Origin of the sequence: Pontibacter sp. JAM-7 (assembly GCF_048548695.2) — a bacterium.
In the GTDB taxonomy this organism is placed as follows: domain Bacteria; phylum Pseudomonadota; class Gammaproteobacteria; order Pseudomonadales; family Balneatricaceae; genus Neptuniibacter.
This window is the reverse complement of sequence record NZ_JBLYIF020000002.1, coordinates 326,937-348,637: the sequence shown is the minus strand read 5'-3', so window position 1 is coordinate 348,637 and position 21,701 is coordinate 326,937. Positions and strand designations below refer to the sequence as shown.

Annotated in this window: 24 protein-coding genes; 8 read left to right on the top strand and 16 right to left on the bottom strand. The window is 50.1% G+C overall.

Annotation, left to right across the window (positions count from 1 at the left end; all coding sequences use genetic code 11):
- Positions 1-64: 64 nt before the first annotated feature.
- Positions 65-256, bottom strand: a complete 192-nt coding sequence (locus tag ACFVYJ_RS04055) for a PA3496 family putative envelope integrity protein (RefSeq protein ID WP_419413586.1) — start codon at positions 254-256, stop codon at positions 65-67.
- A gap of 375 nt (positions 257-631) precedes the next feature.
- Here ACFVYJ_RS04055 and ACFVYJ_RS04050 point away from each other — a divergent pair, with 375 nt between their 5' ends.
- Entirely contained in the window at positions 632-829 is a 198-nt protein-coding gene (locus tag ACFVYJ_RS04050; protein ID WP_419413587.1) for a hypothetical protein, read from the top strand.
- An 82-nt stretch (positions 830-911) separates the two neighbouring features.
- Here ACFVYJ_RS04050 and ACFVYJ_RS04045 read toward each other — a convergent pair whose 3' ends face one another.
- The gene (locus ACFVYJ_RS04045) at positions 912-1,130 is read right to left on the bottom strand and encodes a PA3496 family putative envelope integrity protein (protein ID WP_419413588.1); all 219 of its coding nucleotides are present in this window, start codon (positions 1,128-1,130) and stop codon (positions 912-914) included.
- Between the two features lie 476 nt (positions 1,131-1,606).
- Between ACFVYJ_RS04045 and ACFVYJ_RS04040 the strand changes: the two genes are divergently transcribed.
- The gene (locus ACFVYJ_RS04040) at positions 1,607-4,348 is read left to right on the top strand and encodes a bifunctional acetate--CoA ligase family protein/GNAT family N-acetyltransferase (protein ID WP_419413589.1); all 2,742 of its coding nucleotides are present in this window, start codon (positions 1,607-1,609) and stop codon (positions 4,346-4,348) included.
- A gap of 12 nt (positions 4,349-4,360) precedes the next feature.
- Here ACFVYJ_RS04040 and ACFVYJ_RS04035 read toward each other — a convergent pair whose 3' ends face one another.
- Complete coding sequence (locus ACFVYJ_RS04035; protein ID WP_419413590.1) at positions 4,361-4,717, bottom strand: ArsR/SmtB family transcription factor; 357 nt, start codon at positions 4,715-4,717, stop codon at positions 4,361-4,363.
- A 244-nt stretch (positions 4,718-4,961) separates the two neighbouring features.
- Between ACFVYJ_RS04035 and ACFVYJ_RS04030 the strand changes: the two genes are divergently transcribed.
- Complete coding sequence (locus tag ACFVYJ_RS04030) at positions 4,962-5,897, top strand: universal stress protein (protein ID WP_419413591.1); 936 nt, start codon at positions 4,962-4,964, stop codon at positions 5,895-5,897.
- Here ACFVYJ_RS04030 and xthA read toward each other — a convergent pair whose 3' ends face one another.
- Positions 5,898-6,716 carry an exodeoxyribonuclease III gene (gene xthA, locus ACFVYJ_RS04025; RefSeq protein ID WP_419413592.1) on the bottom strand — a complete coding sequence of 273 codons (819 nt, stop codon included), beginning with the start codon at positions 6,714-6,716 and terminating at the stop codon, positions 5,898-5,900.
- A gap of 176 nt (positions 6,717-6,892) precedes the next feature.
- Between xthA and gorA the strand changes: the two genes are divergently transcribed.
- The gene (gene gorA, locus ACFVYJ_RS04020; RefSeq protein ID WP_419413593.1) at positions 6,893-8,251 is read left to right on the top strand and encodes a glutathione-disulfide reductase; all 1,359 of its coding nucleotides are present in this window, start codon (positions 6,893-6,895) and stop codon (positions 8,249-8,251) included.
- On the opposite strand, the gene ACFVYJ_RS04015 is transcribed toward gorA, so the two are convergent.
- Positions 8,248-8,877 (bottom strand): DUF2238 domain-containing protein, encoded by a 630-nt coding sequence (locus ACFVYJ_RS04015; RefSeq protein WP_419413594.1) that lies wholly within the window; start codon positions 8,875-8,877, stop codon positions 8,248-8,250. The two genes, gorA and ACFVYJ_RS04015, sit on opposite strands and share 4 nt — an antisense overlap.
- A 146-nt stretch (positions 8,878-9,023) precedes the next feature.
- Between ACFVYJ_RS04015 and ACFVYJ_RS04010 the strand changes: the two genes are divergently transcribed.
- Positions 9,024-9,554, top strand: coding sequence for a DinB family protein (locus ACFVYJ_RS04010; RefSeq protein WP_419413595.1), 531 nt, complete (start codon positions 9,024-9,026; stop codon positions 9,552-9,554).
- 17 nt (positions 9,555-9,571) lie between these two features.
- Here the strand turns inward: ACFVYJ_RS04010 and ACFVYJ_RS04005 are convergent, their stop codons facing one another.
- Entirely contained in the window at positions 9,572-10,597 is a 1,026-nt protein-coding gene (locus ACFVYJ_RS04005) for a diguanylate cyclase domain-containing protein (RefSeq protein WP_419413596.1), read from the bottom strand.
- A gap of 277 nt (positions 10,598-10,874) precedes the next feature.
- Here ACFVYJ_RS04005 and ACFVYJ_RS04000 point away from each other — a divergent pair, with 277 nt between their 5' ends.
- On the top strand, positions 10,875-12,530 hold the full coding sequence (locus tag ACFVYJ_RS04000; RefSeq protein ID WP_419413597.1) for a SulP family inorganic anion transporter: 1,656 nt from the start codon (positions 10,875-10,877) through the stop codon (positions 12,528-12,530).
- On the opposite strand, the gene ACFVYJ_RS03995 is transcribed toward ACFVYJ_RS04000, so the two are convergent.
- Positions 12,518-13,687 (bottom strand): cation diffusion facilitator family transporter, encoded by a 1,170-nt coding sequence (locus ACFVYJ_RS03995; protein ID WP_419413598.1) that lies wholly within the window; start codon positions 13,685-13,687, stop codon positions 12,518-12,520. The two genes, ACFVYJ_RS04000 and ACFVYJ_RS03995, sit on opposite strands and share 13 nt — an antisense overlap.
- Positions 13,688-14,091: 404 nt before the next feature.
- On the opposite strand from ACFVYJ_RS03995, the gene ACFVYJ_RS03990 reads away from it, so the two are divergent.
- Positions 14,092-14,970 (top strand): bile acid:sodium symporter family protein, encoded by an 879-nt coding sequence (locus tag ACFVYJ_RS03990; RefSeq protein ID WP_419413599.1) that lies wholly within the window; start codon positions 14,092-14,094, stop codon positions 14,968-14,970.
- Here the strand turns inward: ACFVYJ_RS03990 and queE are convergent.
- Positions 14,967-15,659 carry a 7-carboxy-7-deazaguanine synthase gene (queE, locus tag ACFVYJ_RS03985; protein ID WP_419413600.1) on the bottom strand — a complete coding sequence of 231 codons (693 nt, stop codon included), beginning with the start codon at positions 15,657-15,659 and terminating at the stop codon, positions 14,967-14,969. The two genes, ACFVYJ_RS03990 and queE, sit on opposite strands and share 4 nt — an antisense overlap.
- A gap of 50 nt (positions 15,660-15,709) precedes the next feature.
- On the opposite strand from queE, the gene ACFVYJ_RS03980 reads away from it, so the two are divergent.
- The gene (locus ACFVYJ_RS03980; RefSeq protein WP_419413601.1) at positions 15,710-16,222 is read left to right on the top strand and encodes a DUF3087 family protein; all 513 of its coding nucleotides are present in this window, start codon (positions 15,710-15,712) and stop codon (positions 16,220-16,222) included.
- Positions 16,223-16,288: 66 nt separating this feature from the next.
- On the opposite strand, the gene rdgC is transcribed toward ACFVYJ_RS03980, so the two are convergent.
- The 8 genes from rdgC to ccoS form a co-directional block, all read right to left on the bottom strand.
- Positions 16,289-17,197 carry a recombination-associated protein RdgC gene (gene rdgC, locus ACFVYJ_RS03975; RefSeq protein WP_419413602.1) on the bottom strand — a complete coding sequence of 303 codons (909 nt, stop codon included), beginning with the start codon at positions 17,195-17,197 and terminating at the stop codon, positions 16,289-16,291.
- Positions 17,198-17,263: 66 nt separating this feature from the next.
- Positions 17,264-17,743: a thioredoxin fold domain-containing protein gene (locus tag ACFVYJ_RS03970; protein ID WP_419413603.1), complete on the bottom strand. Its 480-nt coding sequence runs from the start codon at positions 17,741-17,743 to the stop codon at positions 17,264-17,266.
- A gap of 2 nt (positions 17,744-17,745) precedes the next feature.
- Entirely contained in the window at positions 17,746-17,910 is a 165-nt protein-coding gene (locus ACFVYJ_RS03965) for a hypothetical protein (RefSeq protein ID WP_463254924.1), read from the bottom strand.
- Positions 17,911-17,941: 31 nt separating this feature from the next.
- Positions 17,942-18,484 (bottom strand): adenine phosphoribosyltransferase, encoded by a 543-nt coding sequence (locus tag ACFVYJ_RS03960; RefSeq protein WP_419413604.1) that lies wholly within the window; start codon positions 18,482-18,484, stop codon positions 17,942-17,944.
- Positions 18,485-18,568: 84 nt separating this feature from the next.
- On the bottom strand, positions 18,569-19,351 hold the full coding sequence (fnr, locus tag ACFVYJ_RS03955) for a fumarate/nitrate reduction transcriptional regulator Fnr (RefSeq protein WP_419413605.1): 783 nt from the start codon (positions 19,349-19,351) through the stop codon (positions 18,569-18,571).
- Between the two features lie 65 nt (positions 19,352-19,416).
- Positions 19,417-20,805 carry an oxygen-independent coproporphyrinogen III oxidase gene (gene hemN, locus ACFVYJ_RS03950; protein ID WP_419413606.1) on the bottom strand — a complete coding sequence of 463 codons (1,389 nt, stop codon included), beginning with the start codon at positions 20,803-20,805 and terminating at the stop codon, positions 19,417-19,419.
- A 34-nt stretch (positions 20,806-20,839) separates the two neighbouring features.
- Positions 20,840-21,517, bottom strand: a complete 678-nt coding sequence (locus ACFVYJ_RS03945; RefSeq protein ID WP_419413607.1) for a sulfite exporter TauE/SafE family protein — start codon at positions 21,515-21,517, stop codon at positions 20,840-20,842.
- Positions 21,510-21,698, bottom strand: a complete 189-nt coding sequence (gene ccoS, locus ACFVYJ_RS03940) for a cbb3-type cytochrome oxidase assembly protein CcoS (RefSeq protein ID WP_419413608.1) — start codon at positions 21,696-21,698, stop codon at positions 21,510-21,512. The genes ACFVYJ_RS03945 and ccoS overlap by 8 nt, the downstream gene beginning before the upstream one ends.
- Positions 21,699-21,701 lie beyond the last annotated feature (3 nt).

Sequence of the window (21,701 nt, the reverse complement as noted above, 5' to 3'; positions counted from 1 at the left end):
AGCCAGTGCTTTGAGCCAGTGCTTTGAGCCAGCCGATGCTGGCTCAGGCGGACTGACTGAATATTCAGACGTTTAAGTATTCGTCATATACCTCGTGCATCTCATATTTCAGGCGTCGTTGCTCAAGAATCTCTTCTATCTCGCGGCGTTTGTTGGATTGGCGAGTACGGTGGGTCTTGTCACTGGTTGCAGCTGCTGGTTCCCAGTCATCAAAGTCGTCCGTTGGCATCTGGTCGACACGCACTTTAGTTCCCATGTTCATCTCTCTGGTTGTTTAGTCTTTGCAGCTAATGCTGCGGGATGAAAAGCACGGCAGAGGCAGGTGTTCAGCTGCCCCTGTTTCTGCCGAATATAGGGCAGAACCTGGGATAGGGTGTAATTTAATTTTTCAATCAGATTGGCCATTTCTACAGGTTTTGGAAATTGAAACGTTTGTTGGGTTGTTTCTACCTTTTATGTGAAGGAATAAGCTTAACCTGAGTGTGTAAATTTGATATGCTGCAATGCAATACGGTTGTGTCGCATCGCAAAAGGCTTGGTACTTTATATGTAGTCCTGCCAGTTTCAGTGGGTATATGAACTACACTGAAACGCAGTAGCTTGTTGGATGCACGCTATAGAGAGTGTGTTTATGTGTTGTGTAAAATGTTCTGGTTTTATTGAGTCACCGTACTCCATTCTGCCACATGAAGATTTGCGTCTGATGCGCGAAGAGCAAAAATCAGAGATTTACGGATGTCAGCGTTGCTTTACATTCTTTGAATTTACTGATGATGCTATCTACCTGATGGAGACGTCAGAGGGTGAGGCAGAGTCACGCGTTGCCTGATATCCACCGTAAACAGACAGTATAAAAGGCACCTTGAGGTGCCTTTTTTTATTTCGCTACATTCGGGTGGAGGGCTGGTAATTCAATGCTCCCAGTCCGAGTCTTCCTCATCAAACACATCGGTGAGTTCGCGCATCAGGCGCTTTTCTTCAAGTAGGGCTTCAAGGCGCCTGCGTTTATCAGGGTGCAGGCTGGCACGCTTATAAATTACGTTATCCAGATTTTCTTCAGTAGATGGGTCGCCGACCCAATCATCCATATCAATCAGGCTGTCTGTTTTTGGCGTATTACGCTGCTTCATCCGGCTGGCCTCGCTGCACTATTCTTGGCATACAACAGAAAGACATAAGGTTTATATCGACCCTTTGATGCAAGTCATGAGACTTCTAAAGTTTGGGCTATTGCTTAGCCTGATTATGGTACAAAATTGATCGTGGGGAAGGCGTAAAAAGTAATTTTTTAGTATTTTTTACTCGGCGTATAGAAAAAAATCGCTTTGGATTTGAGGTAGGTTTGGCTAATGAACTGACGATTTGTTAGTTCATAAATCATTTTGCTGCACTGCAAAAATATGCTACTTTTGTAGGGGCAATTTAAGCCCTTGGTCTTGATTTATTTCTATAGCACTAGAATTAGGCGAAACCTATGAAAATTAAGGGTTGCATGCAATAGTTTTGAAGTGACTGGTGCCGTGTTTCATATGTTTTTGCTGCAATGCGGCGATTGATGTCGAGGCGGGCCAGGCGGTAATTCAACAGTGAAACGGTGATATAAACAGTGCCAACGAAATATCTGAAACGGTTTTTTAAACCTCAGTCTATCGCTGTGTTTGGTGCTTCCGAGCGGGAGTACAACATGGGGGGCATCGTTATTCAGAACCTGCAGGAGAGTGGTTTTGAAGGCAAACTATTTGCTGTGAATTCTCAAGGCTATGCGTCGGTACATGGTGTGCCCTGTGTTAGCAGCCTTCCGGAATTACCGGAATTACCTGATCTGGCGATTATCTGTTCACCACCTGAAACAGTACCTGACATTATTCGTGCCTTGGGTGCCAGTATGGTGAAAGCCGCCATGATTCTCACGGGTGGCTTATCTTACTCCGAGAATGATACAGAACGCAGCTTGCGTGACCAGGTGTGGGAAGCCGCCAGGCCTTATGGTATTCGCATTATGGGTCCAGATTGTATGGGTGTTTTGGTGCCTGGCCACAAAATGAATGCCAGCTATTCGCATATCAATATCCGCAAAGGCAAGGTGGCCTATATTGGTCAGTCTGGCACCCTGGGTACTGCCATGATTGATTGGGCAACGGGTCAGGAAATAGGTTTTTCCCACTTTTTAACGCTGGGCGATGGCGCGGATGTTGATCTGCCATCGGTGATTGATTATCTGTCGCAGGACCCCTATACCCACGCAATCTTGCTTCAGCTGAACAGGATTGATGGTTCCGCGCGGCATTTTATCTCTGCTGTGCGAGCTGCATCCCGCAATAAGTTGGTACTGGTACTGAAAAACAGTGCCTTTATTGGCGAACAGTCTCGTGCTGAGCTGGCGCCCGGCATCTATGACGATGATGTGGTTTATGACGCGGCGCTGCGGCGGGCCGGTGTGGTTCGGGTTGCTACTTCAGATGAGCTGTTTAATGCGCTGGAGACCCTGACCCGCATGAAACCGATGCGCGGTGAACGGGTCGCCATGATTTGTAATGGTATGGGGCCTAATGCACTGGCCACAGAACGTTTGTTCAAAGATGGCGGAGAATTAGCACAACTCTCAGAAGACTCGGTTCAGCAATTGAGTGAGTTGCTACCCTCATACTGGAACCGGAAAAATCCAGTGGATTTGAATTCTGATGCAACGCCCGATCGCTTTGCTGCTGCGGTGCGTGTTCTGACCAAAGATCCGGGTGTTGATGCTGTGCTGGTATTGCATTCACCCACCCGTTTGGCTCCCTCAGTGGCGACGGCTGATGAAGTGATTAAAATCGCCCGGAAAACCCCGCGTAATGTATTGACCTGCTGGATGGGTCGGGAAACGGCAATAGCGGCGCGAAACCTGTGTAATAGTGCGGGCATTTCGACGTTTCTGACGCCGGAAGAGTCTGTGGATGCGTTTATGCATATGGTGGACTTTCATCGCAACCAGGTGGTTATGCGCCAGACACCGGCACCTTTTATGGAGCAAAACTCCCAGAACCATAGCAGTGCCCGCCAGATGTTAAGCAATGCACTGGAACAAGGGCGTGACTACCTGACCCATGAGGAGTCTGTCAGGTTATTGGATCTGTATAACATTCCAACCTCGGCTACGTATTATGCTGATGATGTCGCGGGTGTGATGGATATTGCCCGTAACCTTGATTGCTCTGTCGCAATCAAAGCGTTGCACACTGAAAACCGCTACCCGTTCAGTTATGACATTAAACGCACGCAGCGTTGGCGTGATATGGCACAGGATCTGTATTCACTGGCAGAGATTGAGCGTGCCAGTGTTAACCTTTCGTACCGCACGATGGAAAGTTATGGTGATGATAGTCTGCAGGGGTATTGCGTGCAGGAGATGAAGCGTGGCTTCCAGTCGTTACAGATCAACCTGGGTATTACCCGGGACCCTACGTTTGGGCCAATGATTGTTTTTGGTATAGGTGGCCATTCCGTTGATGTGATTGCCGATCGTCATGTGATGTTGCCGCCGTTGAACATGTCTCTGGCACTGGAACTGGTTCGTCAGTCAAGGATTAGCCGGATCATAGATGAGAACAGCTACCAGCCGGATCGTGACAAGGAAACACTGAGTGAATTATTGGTGACGCTATCGGGTATGGTCGTTGATCTGCCGAATCTGAAGTGCCTGGAAATCAATCCGTTACTGCTGAATAAAAGCGGTTTACTGGTTATGGATGCTTGCGCCTCGATTACGGCCGAACCTGCCCGACTGTCTATCTCGCCTTATCCTGAGCATCTGACGGAGTCAATCAGTCTCAAATCCGGACGCCCGGCGACCATTAGAGCCATTCGTGGTGAAGATGAACCCAATCATCTTGAGTTTTATAACAAGCTCAGTCCACAGTCGATCCGGTTGCGTTATTTTTATAGCAGAGGGGTGCCAACCCACCATGAGCTGGCGACCTGGACGCAGATCGATTATGACCGTGAGATGGCGTTTATTATCTCAGCCGATAAACTGGATGGCCCCGGTACCGAGACGCTGGGTGTGGTTCGTGCTGTGACCGATGCGGATAACGTACGAGCTGAATTTAGTGTGGTAATAAGGGATGACCTGCAGGGTGAAGGTCTTGGTGTCATTCTGATGTCGAGGATAGTCGACTACTGCCGTGAACGAGGTATTTTGCAACTGGTGGGCTCTACGCTGAATACCAATAAGGGTATGCAGGGGCTTGCTGCTAAACTGGGTTTTAACGTTAGCTATAACACTGAAGAAGATGTTGTCGATATGAAAATGTTGTTGAATCAGCCAGCAGAGGACTGGCAGCGAGCTCGTTTACATCTGCCCGTATAACCACTCAGCGAATTACAGGTTGGGGCAGTACATGTCGTGTAAAGTATGAATGATACGCTTGGCTGTATCGCCTTCAAGAGAATAATAGATCGTTTGTGAGGCCCGGCGGGTTTTTACCAGACGATCTTTGCGCAGAACTGCCAGGTGCTGGGATAGGGCAGACTGGCTCAGCTCCAGACAGCGATTTAATTCGGTGACTGAGAGTTCTTTATCATCAAGATGACACAGAATCAGCAGGCGACTTTCGTTGCCCAGCGCCCGCATTAACTTGGCTGCTTTTGATGCATTCTCACGCATCATTTCCATATCGGGGGTGCCGTAGGCGGTTACCGGTGCATGCGCTGTGTGCGTATTGAGACTGCTAGCCAAGGGATCCTCCATTTATTGTCTATAAGTATATAAAAACCAGAAATATAGTGGGGTTTTAACCCACAGATACTAACTCAGTTGTATCCACTTGATCAATTATTTAACTAATTAAACCAAGGTATTTAATAATTTAAGTAATTGCTGATTTAGATCAGGCTGGTCTAGTGCTTAAGGCGTAATAAGTGGCAAAAAAACTGCCTGCGCACCAGAATGAAAGCAGCTGGTAAGATAAGGAATCTGGCAAATGAAAAAACTTATGGTGCATATCGATGAACGGCACGACCCAGGCATCCTGCTGGAGAAGACCGCTTATCTGGCACGTCAGTTTAACAGTAAGGTAGAACTGTTTAGCTGTTGTTATAACCGCTCCATTGCCCAGGGGCTGATGTTTGATCGAGAACAACAGGGGCATGCTGAGCACGCCTACATGCGGCAGCAAGAAGCGCAATTGGAGAAACTGGCGTCACCGCTGTTGAATGCCGGCATCGAAATATCCTGGGACCTGTGCTGGGATCGCCATACCGCGGAAGCGGTGGTGCGCAAAGTGTTGCGTTATCAACCAGACCTTCTGTTACAGGCCGTCGCGCCGCACCATACTGGATTAGGACGTTTTTTGTTTGCCCCGGTCGACTGGCAGGTGGCCCGGAAATCTCCGGCGCCTGTGCTTTTTGTCAAAGAACAGCCGTGGGGGGATTTGCTGCGCATGGCTGCTTGCATTGATCCGTTGCATGAAACCGATCAGAGCGGGGCGCTGGATCGTAAATTACTTGATATGGCGACAGAACTTGCTCAGCAAGGATTTGCCGAACTGGATATTGTGCATTGCTTCAATACATTACCCCATGAAGCAATCTTTGATGAACATATGGTACTGGATTATCGTAACCTGCAGGATAATGTTCAACTTCACCATCGCCAGGCATTGATCAAATTACTGGCCCCTTACCAACGTCAAGTTGATGACCCTGAGGTTCACCTTTTACACGGTGAAACCGATCAGATGCTTGCCAGTTTTGCGGCGGAACAGCACAGCGATATTCTGATTATGGGTGCGGTTGCGCGCAGTGTGCTGGATCGGGTGCTGCTGGGCAGCACCATGGAGCGGGTGGTCGATCGGGTAAATTGTGATGTTTTATTGATTAAACACCCGGATTTTCAGTGTCCGGTAAGCGAATCCTGATCAGTCCAGTGTCAACTCTGCCCAGATGGGCGCGTGATCAGAGGGCTTCTCCATACCACGGATCGCGTAGTCAACGCCGGCATCGCTGCACTTTGCCAGCAGCGGTGCAGTGAGCAAGATACCATCAATGCGAAGACCGCGTTTGGGTTCATCGTCAAACCCCCGTGAACGGTAATCAAACCAACTGAACACATTATCCGTAGCTGGGTAAAGGCTGCGAAAACAGTCGCTGAGTCCCCAATCAGTTAACCGTTGATACCACTCGCGTTCTTCGGGTTGGAAGCTGGATTTGCCGGTTTTCAACCAGCGTTTGCGGTTGGCTTCACCAATGCCGATATCCAGATCCAGAGGGGAAATATTTAAATCACCCATTACCAGTAGCGGCTGAGTGGGATCACACTCTTGTTCTAGATAATGCTGTAGCTCGGCATAAAAGCGACGCTTGGCGGGGAACTTGGTTTCGTGGTGGATGCTCTCGCCCTGAGGGAAATAACCGTTGATGACTCGCAGGGTGCTGCCGTTGGCGCAGGCATAGTCAGCGATTATCAGTCTTTTCTGTGCAGCTTCATCATCGTGGCTGAAACCTTTTTGTACCTTGAGCGGCACCATGCGTGAGAGCAGGCAGACGCCATAGTGACCTTTTTGGCCGTGTATCTCGACATGGTAGCCCATGGCCTCAACCTCAGCGAGGGGGAAAGCATCATCGTGCACTTTTGTTTCTTGTAAGCCAATAATATCAGGCTGATGCTGGTCAATAACCGTCTGTAACTGGTGCAACCTGGCACGTATACCGTTGACGTTAAAGCAGACTATTTTCATGATCAAACCCTTGGCTACTTGCTTAAGAGCCGCCTATCTTAGTCATTACAACAGCAGTTGCAAGCTGGCGGGATAAGGCCTGGCTATGAGGACAGTTGGCGCAAGCAATTGGCAGTTGTTCGACGACGAGGTTAGAGTAGGGCCAGTTTTTTGGCCGTTGCGCAGAGGAGAGTTGCGTGTCTGAGTTTGATTTTGATCTGTTTGTCATTGGTGCGGGTTCTGGTGGTGTCAGGGCGGGGCGTATGGCTGCTGCCATGGGGGTACGGGTTGCGATTGCTGAGGACCTTCACCTTGGGGGCACCTGTGTCAATGTGGGCTGTGTGCCAAAGAAATTATTTGTGTATGCCTCGCACTTTGCGGAAGAGTTTGGGCATGCCACCGGTTTTGGCTGGCAGCATCAACAGCCTCAGTTTGATTGGCAAACACTACGTGACAACAAAACCCGTGAAATTGAGCGCCTCAATGAGGTGTATCAAAATATGCTGGTCAACGCCGGTTGCGAATTGATTCATGGCCGCGCCACTTTGGTGGGGCCGCACACAGTCTCCGTGGCGGGAAGACAGTACTCCGCCGAACGTATACTTATTGCGGTGGGAGGCTGGCCGCATATTCCAGATATTCCCGGTCGGGAACATGTTATCAGTTCCAATGAAGCTTTTTATTTGGAGCAGTTCCCTCAGCGGGTAGTGGTCGTTGGCAGCGGTTATATTGGGGTTGAGTTTGCGGGAATTTTCAAGGGTCTTGGCGCTGAAACCAGACTGATTTACCGCGGTGAGCAGATTCTCAGAGGCTTCGATCAGGAAGTGCGTGAGTTCACAGCAACAGAAATAGCGAAGAAGGGCGTTCAGCTATATCCTAATACTCAGATTGAAGCCGTTACCAAACAGTCTGATGGCAGCCTGTTATTGCAGCTGGCAAACGGAGAACAACTGACCACCGATTTGGTGATGTATGCCACTGGACGCAAACCCAAGGTGCAAGGCTTGGGGCTTGAGGGTTTGGGTATCGCTCAGGCACCTAATGGCGCCATTGTTGTTAATGACCAGTTCCAGACCTCAGTATCTTCTGTCTATGCGATTGGCGATGTTATTGACCGGATGCAATTGACGCCAGTGGCGCTGGCCGAGGGTACGGCGCTGGTGAAAAGCCTGTATGGTGATAATCCGCAACAGGTGGATTATGAGTTGATCCCGACGGCCGTATTTTGTCAGCCAAATATTGGCACTGTCGGCTTGACTGAAGAACAGGCGCGTGAGCGTTATGCAAAAATTGAAGTTTACCGTTCAAACTTTCGTGCCATGAAGCATACTCTGAGTGGCAGTGAGGAACGCACTCTGATGAAACTGCTGGTGGATGCTGAATCTCGGCGGGTGGTTGGTGTGCATATGGTTGGCGCAGAGGCCGGCGAAATTATTCAGGGCATTGCTATCGCACTGAAGGCGGGCGCCACTAAAGAGGTATTTGATGCCACGATAGGGATTCACCCGACATCTGCGGAAGAGTTTGTCACCATGCGTGAGCCGGTCAGCAACTAAGCCGTCTTTAGCAACGCCTTGATCTGTTTGTCATGCCAGGCGGATAAGCAGATCAAGGCACTTACTGCACCGACCAAGGCAAACGCCATATCGCTTTGGGTATCCCAAACATAACCCTGGGTGCCCAGAAAGGCTTCAGCGGCTGTACCGCTGAGTTCTGCGACCCACCATTCAATCAGTTCATAGAAGGCACTGAAGGCAAGGCAGACACTGATCACCATCAGTGAGCGCCAGCCATTGCCATTCACCACCTGGAATCGGATCAATATCTCCCGCGCCAGAATAGCCGGTGCAAACCCCTGCATAAAATGACCGACTTTATCGTAATGATTGCGCTCAAAGCCAAGCGGTTGTTTTAACCAGTCAAAGAGAGGGACTTCTGCATAGGTGTAGTGTCCGCCAACCATCAATACCACAGCATGCACCAGAATGAGCATATAAAGCAGTGGGGTAAGAGGAAAACGGCTACGGGTGAGTGTCAGCAATATCAGACCAATCAGTGCCGGTAATACCTCTAGAAACCAAGTAAAAAGATCCTTGGGATTAATGGCAGACCAGCCTAAAACGGCAATAAACATGCTCAACCAGAGACCTGTTGCCGGAGTGAAGTAACGAGGCTGTGTCATCGGTCTGTGCATGCTGAGTGTCCTTGCTACCGAATATCGGGGAGTATAGCTGTCACTTTAATTCACGGTATTTTGCCATATAGGTTGGCTGACACCACATTTTGTCATCTTGGTTTGGTGTAGTAGTTGCAAACAGCGGAGGTGATATGACCCTTAAACAGCACTTTGAACTACTTGCTCAATACAACCAGTGGTTAAATGAAAAGTTGTACAGCCTTTGTATCGAATTACCAGATGATCAGTTGATCGATGTTACCAGTCTTCATCATTGCTCCATATTTGGTTTGTTACAAGCGGCTGTACAGCTTGATCAGCAGTGGCTGGCCCGCTTTGCCAGCCACCCTGCAGGATTTGTTGCTTTGCTGGATTTGCGTCAGGTGACGGACACAGGGATGCCGGAAACACAGCAGCCTGATTTATCCAGCCTGTGGCGACTTCGTAACCGGTTGGACCAGCGCATTTTGGCATTATGTGACGAACTGGAGGTGTGCCATCTGGCCTATCCATTGGTGTACGAAAATCGGCAACATAATCGGTTTGAAAAGCGGTTTGGCTATTTATTACAGCATCTGTTTAATCAGCAGACGTTGGCGCGAGGTGGATTGATCATCGCTTTGCAGCAGCAGGGTATCGTACCCGATACCACTGAACTGCTGGCGGTGATTCCTGAGGCTTGAGTATGGTCTTGGCGTTTTTAATCCGCCAGGTGCACCATGTTGCGACCGTTTTGTTTGGCAGAGTACAGTGCGCTGTCAGCGCGGGAAATAAGACTCTCAGAGGTCTCTCCGGATGACAGTTGCGCGACGCCAAACGAGGCGCTGATTGAACTGATAACAGAGCCGTTGGTTTTTTGCTTGATTCTGATCGCCTGTACTTTGGTGCGCAGCATTTCTGCCACAACAGCTGCTTTATGCGCACTGCAATCTGGCAGGATGACTGCAAATTCTTCACCGCCGTAACGCACTGGAATCATAGGTTCTGGGCAATTTAATTGCATCAATTTACCCACATGCTGTAACACCTTGTCACCCATTTGATGGCCGTAGGTGTCGTTAAACTTTTTGAAGTGATCAACATCCAGCATCATCAGTGATAAACCGCTGGGAATGTTGCTACGGGTCAGTTGTTCAAGTTCCTGGTCAAAGGTGCGCCGGTTGTAGAGGCCGGTCAGCACATCAATTGACGCATCCTGTTGGGATTTTCGCAGTTCCTGCTTGAGCGTGTCGATCTCCTGTTGCGCATCCTCGATCCGTTTTTGAAAACCACGGGTGGATTGATTCATCGATAGGGTATATTGCGATAGCGTCTGAATAATCGTTTCGAGGGATGGCCCGCTGTCATTATTTTGTTTTGACTGCAGGGCATCCAGGCTACTTTCAAGCACCTCGCTGAAATCAGCGCTCTTGCGGGCGGCACTGTCTGCATGGTTATGCAGGTCATTGATCATGGCAACCAATTGATCCTGCATTTTCCCGGTTTTGCTGACTTCGTTGCCCAGCATATGCTCGCGAAACATCTTTTCGCTTAGCAGGTTCGGGCAAGTGCCATAGGTCTGCAGAGTCTTGTCGAGCTGCAAGTTGAGAGCCGGTAGACGTTTCGATACATAGGTATACCAAAGCGCGTAATTCAAAGGGTTGGGGGGGATCTGGTGCTTGACCATAAGTGGAACCGCCTGACGAAGATACTGGGCGGCCTGATTATTATTATCGGCAAATTTCATAACGCTACGCTCTAGATAACTGACACTAATACTGAAATTTCGCACCCGGTGAGATTGACACTAGAGGCCGATGGGCGGGCTCAAAAAGAGATGCGAAACATAAATGTCTTATCCATGACAATTTATCCCTATTATTTATAGGTATAATTCTTATCGGCCTTACTGGCAGATGTTTGAAAGATATTTCTAATTTTATTAAAAAGTCGTATCAGGTGTGGTGCTGATTCTTTAATAGTACGCAGCTAACCTGCCATCGGCAATATAGAGATAAGTACAGATGCAGTGGATCTATGGTTTTAATTTGAACAATCTCCGAGGTGACCTATTAGGCGGACTGACGGCAGCTGTTGTGGCGTTACCCCTGGCACTTGCGTTTGGCGTGTCATCCGGAGCCGGGGCGATTGCCGGGGTATATGGCGCCATTTGTGTCGGTTTCTTTGCTGCTCTGTTTGGCGGGACGCCTTCACAGGTATCAGGACCAACCGGGCCGATGACTGTGGTAATGGCCGCGACTTTCACTCAATACAGCAGCATCGATCCGGAGCAGGGGCCTGTGCTGGCCTTTACGGTGGTCATACTTGCCGGTGTTATGCAGATAGTGTTGGGGCTTTTCAGGCTAGGGAAATACATCACTCTGGTGCCTTTTCCGGTCATATCAGGTTTTATGACGGGTATTGGGGTGATTATTATTTTATTACAACTGGCACCCTTCCTGGGCCATTCTGCACAGGCATCAGTGCTGGAAGCGATCAGGGTATTGCCAGCGGACCTTCGGCAGTTAAATGTGTGGGCTGCGGGCCTTGGCTTGTTGACGCTACTGATAGTCTTTTTCTGTCCGCGTAAGGTTACTCAGGTGCTGCCGTCAGCGTTGATTGCCTTAATTGCGGGCACATTGCTGGCGATACTTCTGGTCCCGCAAGATGCTGTTGCGGTATTGGGTGAGATACCGACGGGGCTTCCTTCGATGGTGTGGCCGCAAATTTCGTCTGCCCTGCTGGGCGATATGCTGCTCTCTGCACTGATGCTGGCGATACTGGGTGCCGTCGATTCACTGCTGACATCACTAGTGGCGGATAATATTACTAAAACCCATCACAGCTCTGATCGTGAACTCATCGGTCAGGGGGTGGGTAATATGGTGGCAGGTTTATTTGGCGGCTTGCCGGGTGCAGGTGCCACCATGCGCACGGTGGTTAATGTTCGGGCCGGGGGTAAAACACCAATATCCGGCGGGTTTCATGCGTTGATTTTGCTGCTGATCGTGCTGGGCGCTGGCCCTTTGGCAGAGCATATTCCCCATGCGGTACTGGCAGGTATATTGCTGAAGGTTGGTATCGATATTATTGATTGGAAGTTTCTCAGCCGGTTACACCGAGCGCCCTTATTTGTCATCTGTCTGCTGTTGCTGGTTCTCTGCCTGACCGTTTTCGTTAACTTGATTGCGGCGGTATTTATCGGCGTATTCCTGGCCAATATAGTGACATTAAAACGCTTGGCGGATAGCCAGATTGATGCGATGTCAATCATAGCGGATCAACCTGAAATATTGCCTGACCTGAATCCAGCGGAGCAGACCCTGTTACGTGAGGCGGGAGGGAAAATGCTGTTGTTTCATTTTGAAGGCCCGGTGAGTTTTGCATCTGCCAAGGGAATGTCCAAAAAGCTTGGGGTGAAGCAGCCTCATGATGTGGTGATTATGGATTTTGTCAGGGTACCGTGGATCGATGTGTCCACCGCGATGGTGATAGAAGACCTTATTGTCGATGCCCGTCAGGCTGGGCGGGAAGTGCTGCTGGTAGGGCTGAACGAGGCGGTGCTGAATGTGTTTGAACGTTTACGTATTCTGGCCTGTATCCCACCGGAACACCTGTTGGCTGAGCGCCAGGCTGCGTTAGAGTATGCCGCCGCGTTAGTGTCGAGTCAGCCCAGCTGACCGGCACCGATATATACCCGGCCAAACCACTTGGGTTGCTCAAGGTGGTCTCGCAACTCGACGATAAGCTGCGTCAGAGTGATGTCAGATGCTTGTAGCGCTTGCCAGTCTTCTTCCAATAGCAGGACTTCCAGATCAATCAGGTCCTTGCGGTAATGCAGGGTTATCCGCCAGGGTTTAAGGGGTGTGGGTAGCGCGGCAAAAAAACGTTCAATATCCGGCTCAAGGCTGCTACGCATGGGTAGGGGAGTGAAGAAGCCTTTCTGGTCAATTTTTGCATCATCATAGGTATCGATATGATAGATGATGTGGCTGATGTCAGTATTGTGCTTGAGCAGTTTCAACATCGCGTTATCGCCAATCTGGTGGCCTTCGGACGCGCTGACAAAGGGTGCCACTTGTATATGCATCTCCAGCAGACTGCTGCTACCCATGCTACGGCTTTTAAAACTGTGCACGCTAAGCACGCCATCGACGGACATAACCAGAGTTTTAAGCCGCTCTACCTCTTCAGCAGGTAAGCCAGTATCCACCAGTTGTCGCAGGCTGTCCCAGGTCAGTTCCCAGCCAATTTTGCCCACCAGTAGTGCTACGATGACCGCAGCCGCTGCATCCAGCCAGAGCCATCCCAGCATGGCACCAGCCACACCAATCAAGACCACCACCGAGGACAAGGCGTCGGAACGGCTGTGCCAGGCATTGGCGATGATCAAGTCGGATTTAATCTCTTGGCCTACCCGCAGGGTGTAGCGGAATATCCATTCCTTACCAATGATAGACAGTGCCGCAATCAGCAGAGCAGGCCACTCGGGAATGGGTAGCGGGTCGCCGCTGAACAGGGTGCTTAAGCTGTTAAATGCCATGGCGCCGGCAACTGCTATCAGAATGCTACCCAGAATGACGGTGGCAACAGTTTCAAAGCGGGCATGTCCCCAGGGGTGGTTTGCATCGGGGGCCTGGCCGGAAAAGCGCAGCACCACCAAAACCAACGCATCAGTGAGGAGGTCGGATAGCGAGTGAATACCATCAGCAATCAGGGCACTGGAGTGAGAAATGACACCAAACAGAATTTTAAGTATGCCTAAAACCGTATCCAGTACTGCGCCATGCAGGGTGACTCTGGTCGCGATAGAGGTGTGTTCGGGGTGCTGATACATAATGAAACTCACACATTTAAGTGATAATAAGTAGCCTAACAGGCTGAGATTAAAAGCATAAGACCTATTGTCTGATAATCTGCTCTGTGGACAGTGTTGTATTCACCCCTTTGCCAGCAACGCCATAATGTGAAAATCAGTGACTTGCAGAGGTTGGTTAACGCGGGAGAATTTTTATGTTTTTTCGCTATTCTCGCCGGTAAAACACTGAAAAATAACAAGTTGTAAATTATCTGTACAAAAAGTGTACAGTTTGAAGTCAGGCCAGTAATGGTGGGGGGTAGATGACGTTTTCGTGTCGGAATTCACAGTGTTATCCACAGCCTGTGTGGGTACAACGCGCGAGACACCGCCAACGCTGACTTTGCTTAATTTTATCTGAATAAATTCATGTTGAGAGAGGGATGATGAGCGCAACCAGCTTAATTCCAGTTATCCTGCCTCTGGCGTTGTTTTGTATCATGCTGGGGGTGGGAATGTCGGTGGAGTTGCATGCTTTCCGGCAAACCCTGCAGCAACCCCGATTGTTGCTCACCGGTGTGCTGTTGCAGTTAATTGGCTTACCCATATTGGGTGGTTTGGTCATATGGCTGTTTCAGTTACCGCCACTGCTGGCATGCGGGTTGATGATTCTAACGCTGGCACCGGGTGGCGCCACTTCAAATATGATTACCTATCTCGCCAGAGGTGATACTGCGCTGTCTATCTGCCTGACCGCGATGGCTGGCATTATCACGCCCATATCGCTGCCATTATTCAGTGCCATGGCAATTGATTTCTGGCTGGGAGACGGTTCAGATTTTGATTTCCCAGTGTTGCAGACTATGGCCAAGCTGGCACTGGTGTCGCTGCTACCTGCACTGCTGGGGAGCGCTTTGCGGCACTTCTATCCAGATTTTTGCCTGCGTTCGGCCTTCGCTGTAAAACTGATTACGGTGCTGTTTATGGTGCTGGTGGTGGTTGGGCTGGTGAAGCAAAATGGTCAGCAGTTGCTTGGTTTGATACCTGACCTGCTTTGGGTTCTGCTCAGTTTGCTGGTACTGGCCATGTTGCTGGGGTGGCTAATAGCGAAATGTCAGGGCAGGAGTCAGCAAAGTGCCGTGACGTTGTCGATTGAGGTGGGCATCCAGAATGCGGCCATTGCTCTGTTATTGACCGCAGGGATTTTGCAAAATACCGAGATGGCAGCAGTTGCACTGTTTTATGGGGTGTTAATGAACCTGCCGGCACTGTTGCTGATTATCTGGCGTAACCGTTTGGGGTTACGTTGGGCCAGTGCTTAGTCGATATGTAAAATCTTGTGCTGTTGCAGACTGAGTTTCCACTTAGGGTGTTGCAGGCAATAATCCAGAGCCTCTTTGGTATGCATGGCCCGCAGTGGACTGTCCATTGGCTGCAGATAAAAATGTGCAAAAGTCATTACTGCAAACCGCTCAGGCGGCGCTAAAGGTTGCGGATAAACTAACTTGAGTTCATCACCTTGGCTGATCACCAGCTCGGTATCTGCTTTTGGGCTGACACAGATCCAGTCAATGCCATTCGGCAGAGGACGGGTTCCATTGGTTTCGATCGCTACCAGACAGCCTGCTTGGTGGCAGCTGTCCACTAACGCCTGATCTAACTGCAAGGCTGGCTCGCCCCCGGTAAAAATTAAGTACGCTGGTTGGTCAGACTCTGGCCAGAATGCCAGCAAGTGCTGAACCAGCTCATCTGCAGACGTAAACTGACCACCGTTCTGACCGTTGGTACCGATAAAGTCGGTATCACAAAAATCACACACCGCTTTGGCTCGATCTTGTTCTCGGCCAGACCATAGGTTACACCCGGTAAAACGGCAGAAAATGGCGGCGCGCCCTGCTTGTGCGCCTTCGCCCTGCAAGCTGAAAAATATCTCTTTTACCGAGTACATATGATAAGGTCGATTCGCTGTTTGTCTGGAAGGCGCAGAGTGTACACCGTACATAATTGTCATGCGACAACTGCACAATAATCAAAATAATATCTGACGATCAGGTTTATGCTATGACATTGCGAGAAATTGATAAGACGCTATATAAGCAAAAGCAACGGAAGCTGGCGCTCTGCCTCTGTGTCATCTTCTTTATACTGGCAATGGTGTTTAGCACCATGCTACGGACTTACTTCGGCAACCCCGAAGGCTCAAATACCTGGGTTAATCTGACCGGCGTTCTGATTGGTTTGGCATTAACCGCAGGGTTATTTACCCTGGTCTCCGGCCATGCCTCTTTGGATGAAATCCGGTATGCCTGGCGTTTGAAACGCCAGACCCTGAAAATTCAGAATAAACTACATCACTGGGAAGCTAATCTGGCGCAAGGTGATCAGACTGCTGCCACGGTTATTGCATTTTATTTCCAGGGGGTATTGCAGCTGCAGAAACTCGAGGGTAACGACTTTGGTTATTCGGAAACCCGAGCCCGGGAGGCACGCTTCCGTAATCAATGTCGTGAGCTTGGCCTGCGTGCCAACCCCGAAGAGTTTGAACAGGATCTGCTGGTCACGCTGAATGCCTGAATAGACTGAGTGTTATTACCATAAAAAACGCGGCTGAAGGGCCGCGTTTTTTATGGTCTAGTCAGCTTACTGACGCTGTAATTCACCACCAAATACCGCAAGTAATTCAGGTAACAGGCGATTAAATTCTAATCCCATCTGTACCATATCGGCATCATACTGGGCGATAGCATCATCAGAAGATTCTGTAGCCATCTGCTCTTGCAGCTGCTCGCTGAGTTTCAGGCGTTTTATAGCCAGATCATCCTGCAACAAAAAGCGCAGTTGCTGGTCCCACTCCAATGCCAGCTTAACGACGCGTTTGCCCGCTTCCAGGTGGGCAATAAATTCTGAATCTTCCAGCTGCTGACCCTTGATGCGAATAACGCCACCTTCGGTCACGCTATCGCGCAGTTCGCACTCATCCAAAGTGGTAAAAGCGGCGGGCTGTGAGGTGGGTTCAGATAACCAGTCTGACAGAACGGCAGAGGGTGAGTGCTGTACATCCAACCGGGTTACCGGCAACGATCCCAGGCTGCCACGAAGGTGGCTAAGCAGAGCTTCGGCACGAGCTGTACTTGAAGAGTCCACCGCGATCCAACCCTGCTGCGGTGCGATAAGTGCAAAGGTCTGTTGGTGGCGACTGAAGGCGCGGGGTAGCAGGTCAAGAATGATTTCATCCTTGAGCTGATCCTTCTCCTTTTTGAAGACTTTACGTTCCTGTTCAATCTTGGCAACACGCTCCTGCAATGCTTCTTTAATCACGCCAGCAGGTAGGATCTTCTCCTCTTTACGGGCTGCAATCATGATAAAGCCCTGAACGTTATGCGCCAGTTCATTGTCTAGCTCGTTGCAGGGTGATACCCAGCCGTAACGGCTTATCTCTTGAGAGCGACAGGGACTGAAGGCCTGCTCCGCCAGCTTGTCCTGCAGATCTGCCAGAGGCAGGTTAAACCCGTCCTGCAACCGATAAAAAATCACATTTTTAAACCACATAAAAGCTCCATGCATTGAGGCCGGGCATCTTAACAAAGTTTTATCTACGGGGAGCGGTAAATCGTATTACCGATCGGAGGATTCAAGCTGCTGCCAGCTTTGCTGTAACGCCTGGTCCAGATAAAAACCATATAATTCCGGTGTAGTGTAACCAATCAGAGGTTCAGACAGTTGCTGCCCAGTCGGGTCAAGTAACAGTAGGCTTGGGGTCATACTGATGGCATAGCGTTTAGCAAATGCATTGGCCGTGATGCTGTTACCGTCGAAGTCGGTAAATTGCTGCTGGGTATTAATCTCGATACGTAAAAACCGGGTACGGTTGGTATAACCCGTATTGCGTTGCATGGGTTGTAACAGGTCATTGCTGAGCTGAATACAATAGATACAATCTGGTTGGGACACCAGCAGTAGAATGACTCTCTGCTGCTGGGCCGGGCTGTCATCAGTGATTTTCGGCGGCATCAGGTCATGAGCGAGAGGAATATCTGCCTGCACATGCCCGCTCAGCAGGAAAAGGACGCAAAGTAGGGAACCTAAGTAATACATATTCAGGGTTCTATCAATGAGATCATGTATTCGACCGCGCCAAGCATAAACTGACTCCAAAACAATGCGATGCCATCAGAAGAAAATATTAAATGCGTGCCTAGTCCGGTTCGCCGGATAATGAACCAGTTGGCATGACAACCCACGGCTAGAGCAGTGTCAGTCATGCCCCTATCGTGGGTCAATCCTTAAACCGGCTTACAGGCCTTCATAAGCGATCAGGGTATGTACCGGAATACCGGATTCCTGAATCAGGGTTGAGCCTTGCAGGTCTGGCAAGTCGATCAGGGCTGCCGCTTCGCTGACCGTAGCACCAAGCTGTTTTACCAGAGTGCAGGCCGCGAGGATTGTGCCGCCTGTGGCGATTAAGTCATCAAATATCAGTACCTTATCGCCAGGGCCGACCGCATCAAGCTGCATCTCTACGGCGGCGCTGCCATATTCCAGCGCGTATTCCTGATGGATGGTCTCGCCCGGCAGTTTGCCTTTCTTACGTACCAGCACCAACGGCAGATTAAGGTGGTAGGCCATGATGGAACTGATCAGGAAGCCGCGGGCATCAATGCTGGCAATATGGGTGATGTCACTGTCGATATAGCGTTGTATAAATGCATCAGACACCATGCGCAGGGCTTTTGGGTCTTTAAAAATTGGTGTGATGTCCCGAAATTGTACCTCTGGCTCTGGCCAATCAGGAATGGTGCGGATTACGGATTTGACATAACACTCGTCATAGGACATCGGGTTCTCCTTGTTATAAAAGCTGGGCGCAGGGGCAAGGCTGCAAGCTGAGCAGATTCATGGGCATCCCTGCGGAGATAGTAATCAGGAACAGTCGGTTTTACGCTGTTCGGTAGGGTCGACTGTGCTGGGACATTCACCAGAAAGCTGGTACAGCTGGTCGAGGTCAGTGAGCTGTACTTCCTTACCCTCAACACCCAACAGTCCACTTTTCTGAAAGCGGGTAAAGATACGGCTGACGGTTTCAACGGCCAAACCGAGGTAGTTACCAATTTCATTGCGGGACATAGACAGGCGGAAGCTGGTTTCTGAATAACCCCGCTGTTTGAAGCGCTGAGATAACTTAATCAAAAAGGTGGCGATACGCTCATCGGCATTCTTCTTCGAGAGTAACAGCATCATCTGCTGCTCTTCGCGGATCTCTTTGCTCATGCTGCGTAGCATCTGGCGGCGCAGTTCCGGCAGTTGTCCGGCCAGGTCATCCAGTCGCTCAAAGGGAATTTCACATACCGTGGTGGTTTCCAGTATCTTGGCTGCTACCGGGTATTCATTGCAGTCGAAACCGCTCATGCCTACCAGCTCACCGGGAAAGAAAAAACCGGTGATCTGCTCTTCACCTTCATTCGTCAGGGTATAGGTTTTTACCGAACCGGCACGAATCGCATAGATGGAGGTAAAAGGCGTTCCCTGGGTAAACAGGTGGTCACCTTTCTTTAACGGCTTACTTTTATCGATGATGTTGTCCAGCCGTTCCATCTCGGTCATATTGAGCGAGACTGGCAGGCACAAACTACTCAGACTACAGGTTTGGCAAGTTACCTGGTGGAGGCTGCGTAATTTACCCTCAGTCGAGTTATGATCCGCCATTGTCCCATCCTGTTAGTAATAGAAACTTGATTATCACCTAATATATTGACGCTGAAAAGCCGTGATCAGATGATCCGGGAGAATCTTTGCAGGGTCTCAGACTTAGGTATATAGGCGTCAAAGCTCATGCAGATGCGGCGAATTAACAGCCGGCCCGCAGGCGTCACTTTAATGTGTTCACTGCTTAATTCTACCAGTCCGTCATCAGTAAACTGCGCCAGTTCACTTAAAGCATCGGTAAAATATTGGTCAAACTGAATACCAAATTCGGTTTCAATTTGGCGTTTATCCAGCTCAAAGTGGCAGATCAACTGGGTGATCACCCGACGCCGCAGGTGGTCATCGGCGTTTAGTTGCACGCCACGCTTGATAGCATGCTGTTCGGATTCAACTGCTTTTGTATACGCGGCGATCTCGTGCTGGTTCTGGTAATAAACTGAACCGATCTGGCTGATGGCGGAAACGCCCATGGCCACCAGATCGCAATCTGCATGGGTGGTGTAGCCCTGAAAGTTTCGGTGCAGGTGTCCTTCGCGCTGAGCAATGGCTAGCTCATCGTCTGGTTTGGCGAAATGGTCCATACCGATATACACGTAGCCGGCCTGCAACAGGGTATTAATGGTGCTTTCCAGAATCGCCAGTTTTGTATCCGGGCTGGGCAGGGTGGCCGCGTCAATATGCTTCTGCGAGCGGAATCTATCCGGCAGGTGCGCGTAGTTGAATACCGATAACCGGTCCGGGTTCATCTCAATGACTGTGTCCAGAGTCCGTTGGAAGCCTTCCAGACTTTGAAATGGCAGTCCATAAATCAGATCCAGGTTAAGGGAGCGGAAGCCTTCAGCACGAGCAGCTTCCAGAATCAGCGCGGTCTGTTCAACACTTTGGACACGGTTGACGGCCTGTTGTACCTCAGGGTCTATATCCTGCAAACCCAGGCTAATGCGATTAAAGCCAATGTCCCGCAGTACTTTGATGGTTTCTACGGACGCTTCCCGCGGATCAATTTCAATCGAGTAGTCACCACTGTCATCATCCAGCAGGTTGAAGTGCTGGCGCATCTGCCCCATCAGTTCACGCATCTGGTCGTGGCTGATAAAGGTAGGAGTACCGCCGCCCCAGTGCAGTTGGTTTACCTGGCGGTTATTACTGTACCACTCTGATAGTTTTGCCATTTCACGATAAACGGTATCCAGGTAGGGCTGGGCTTTATTGCGGTTACGGGTGATGACTTTATTGCAGGCGCAGTAATAACAAACATGCTCACAAAACGGAATGTGGACATAGAGTGACAAGGGTGCGGTCTTATCCAGGGTCGTTTGTGCGACTTGTACAAGATCGGTTGCAGACAGATCTGGATCAAATTGAACGGCGGTCGGGTAGGAGGTGTAACGCGGCCCGGAAAGGTCGTAGCGTTTAATTAGCTCTAAATCCCATTTGATCAGGTTGTTGTCCACGGAGTATACCCTCAAGTCTGTGCAGTGATCGGTGTCAGATCTGCTGCAGGTAATCAATTAGGCCCCGCCAGGGCAGGCTGAATAGCCCCATGGCGATGATTGTCAGTCCGGCCAGTTGCCGGGTTAATTGTTGCTGTAGCAGTTGTTTGACCTGCTGGGCGAACAAGCCGGTTAACAACATCACCGGCAGGGTGCCAAGGCCAAATCCGGCCATCAGCAGTGCGCTGCTACGCCAGTCTGCGGCGGCGGCGGCCCAGAGCAGGGTGCTGTATACCAGTCCGCAGGGCAACCAGCCCCAGACACTGCCTAGCACAAATGCCTGACCGATATTGCGCGCGGGTAGCAGGCGCCCGGCAATAGGACGTAAGCGTTGCCATATTAGCCCGCCGGCGCTTTCCAGCCGGGTAAGACCTAGCCACCACTGACCGATGTACAGGCCCATGGCTACCAGCATCAGGCCTGCCAGAGAACGAAGGGCAAGTTGTAACTCTAAATTACTCAGCAACCAACCGAAACTGCCGAACAAGGCGCCGGCGAGACTGTAGCTTAAAACCCTGCCTCCATTGTAACCAAGCAATAAGCCTAGGCCACGTTTCCCCGCGGGTGCCTGCAGTGCTACCGAACTAGCAATGCCACCACACATGCCGAGACAATGGGTGCCGCCTAATAATCCGAGTATAAATGCCGTTGGCAAGGCCAATGCTTCAGTCATTGGGTTTCCGAGGCGGTTTCGCGTCCTGCGGAATCAGGTCTTCATCATCGTCGAAGAGAATACGGTGGGCGGGAGAGTCCAGGTCATCGTACTGGCCACTGTTTACGCTCCAGAAGAATGCCCATACCCCGCATCCGGCAAGGATCACAGCAATTGGTATCAGCAGGTAGATAATATCCATGGC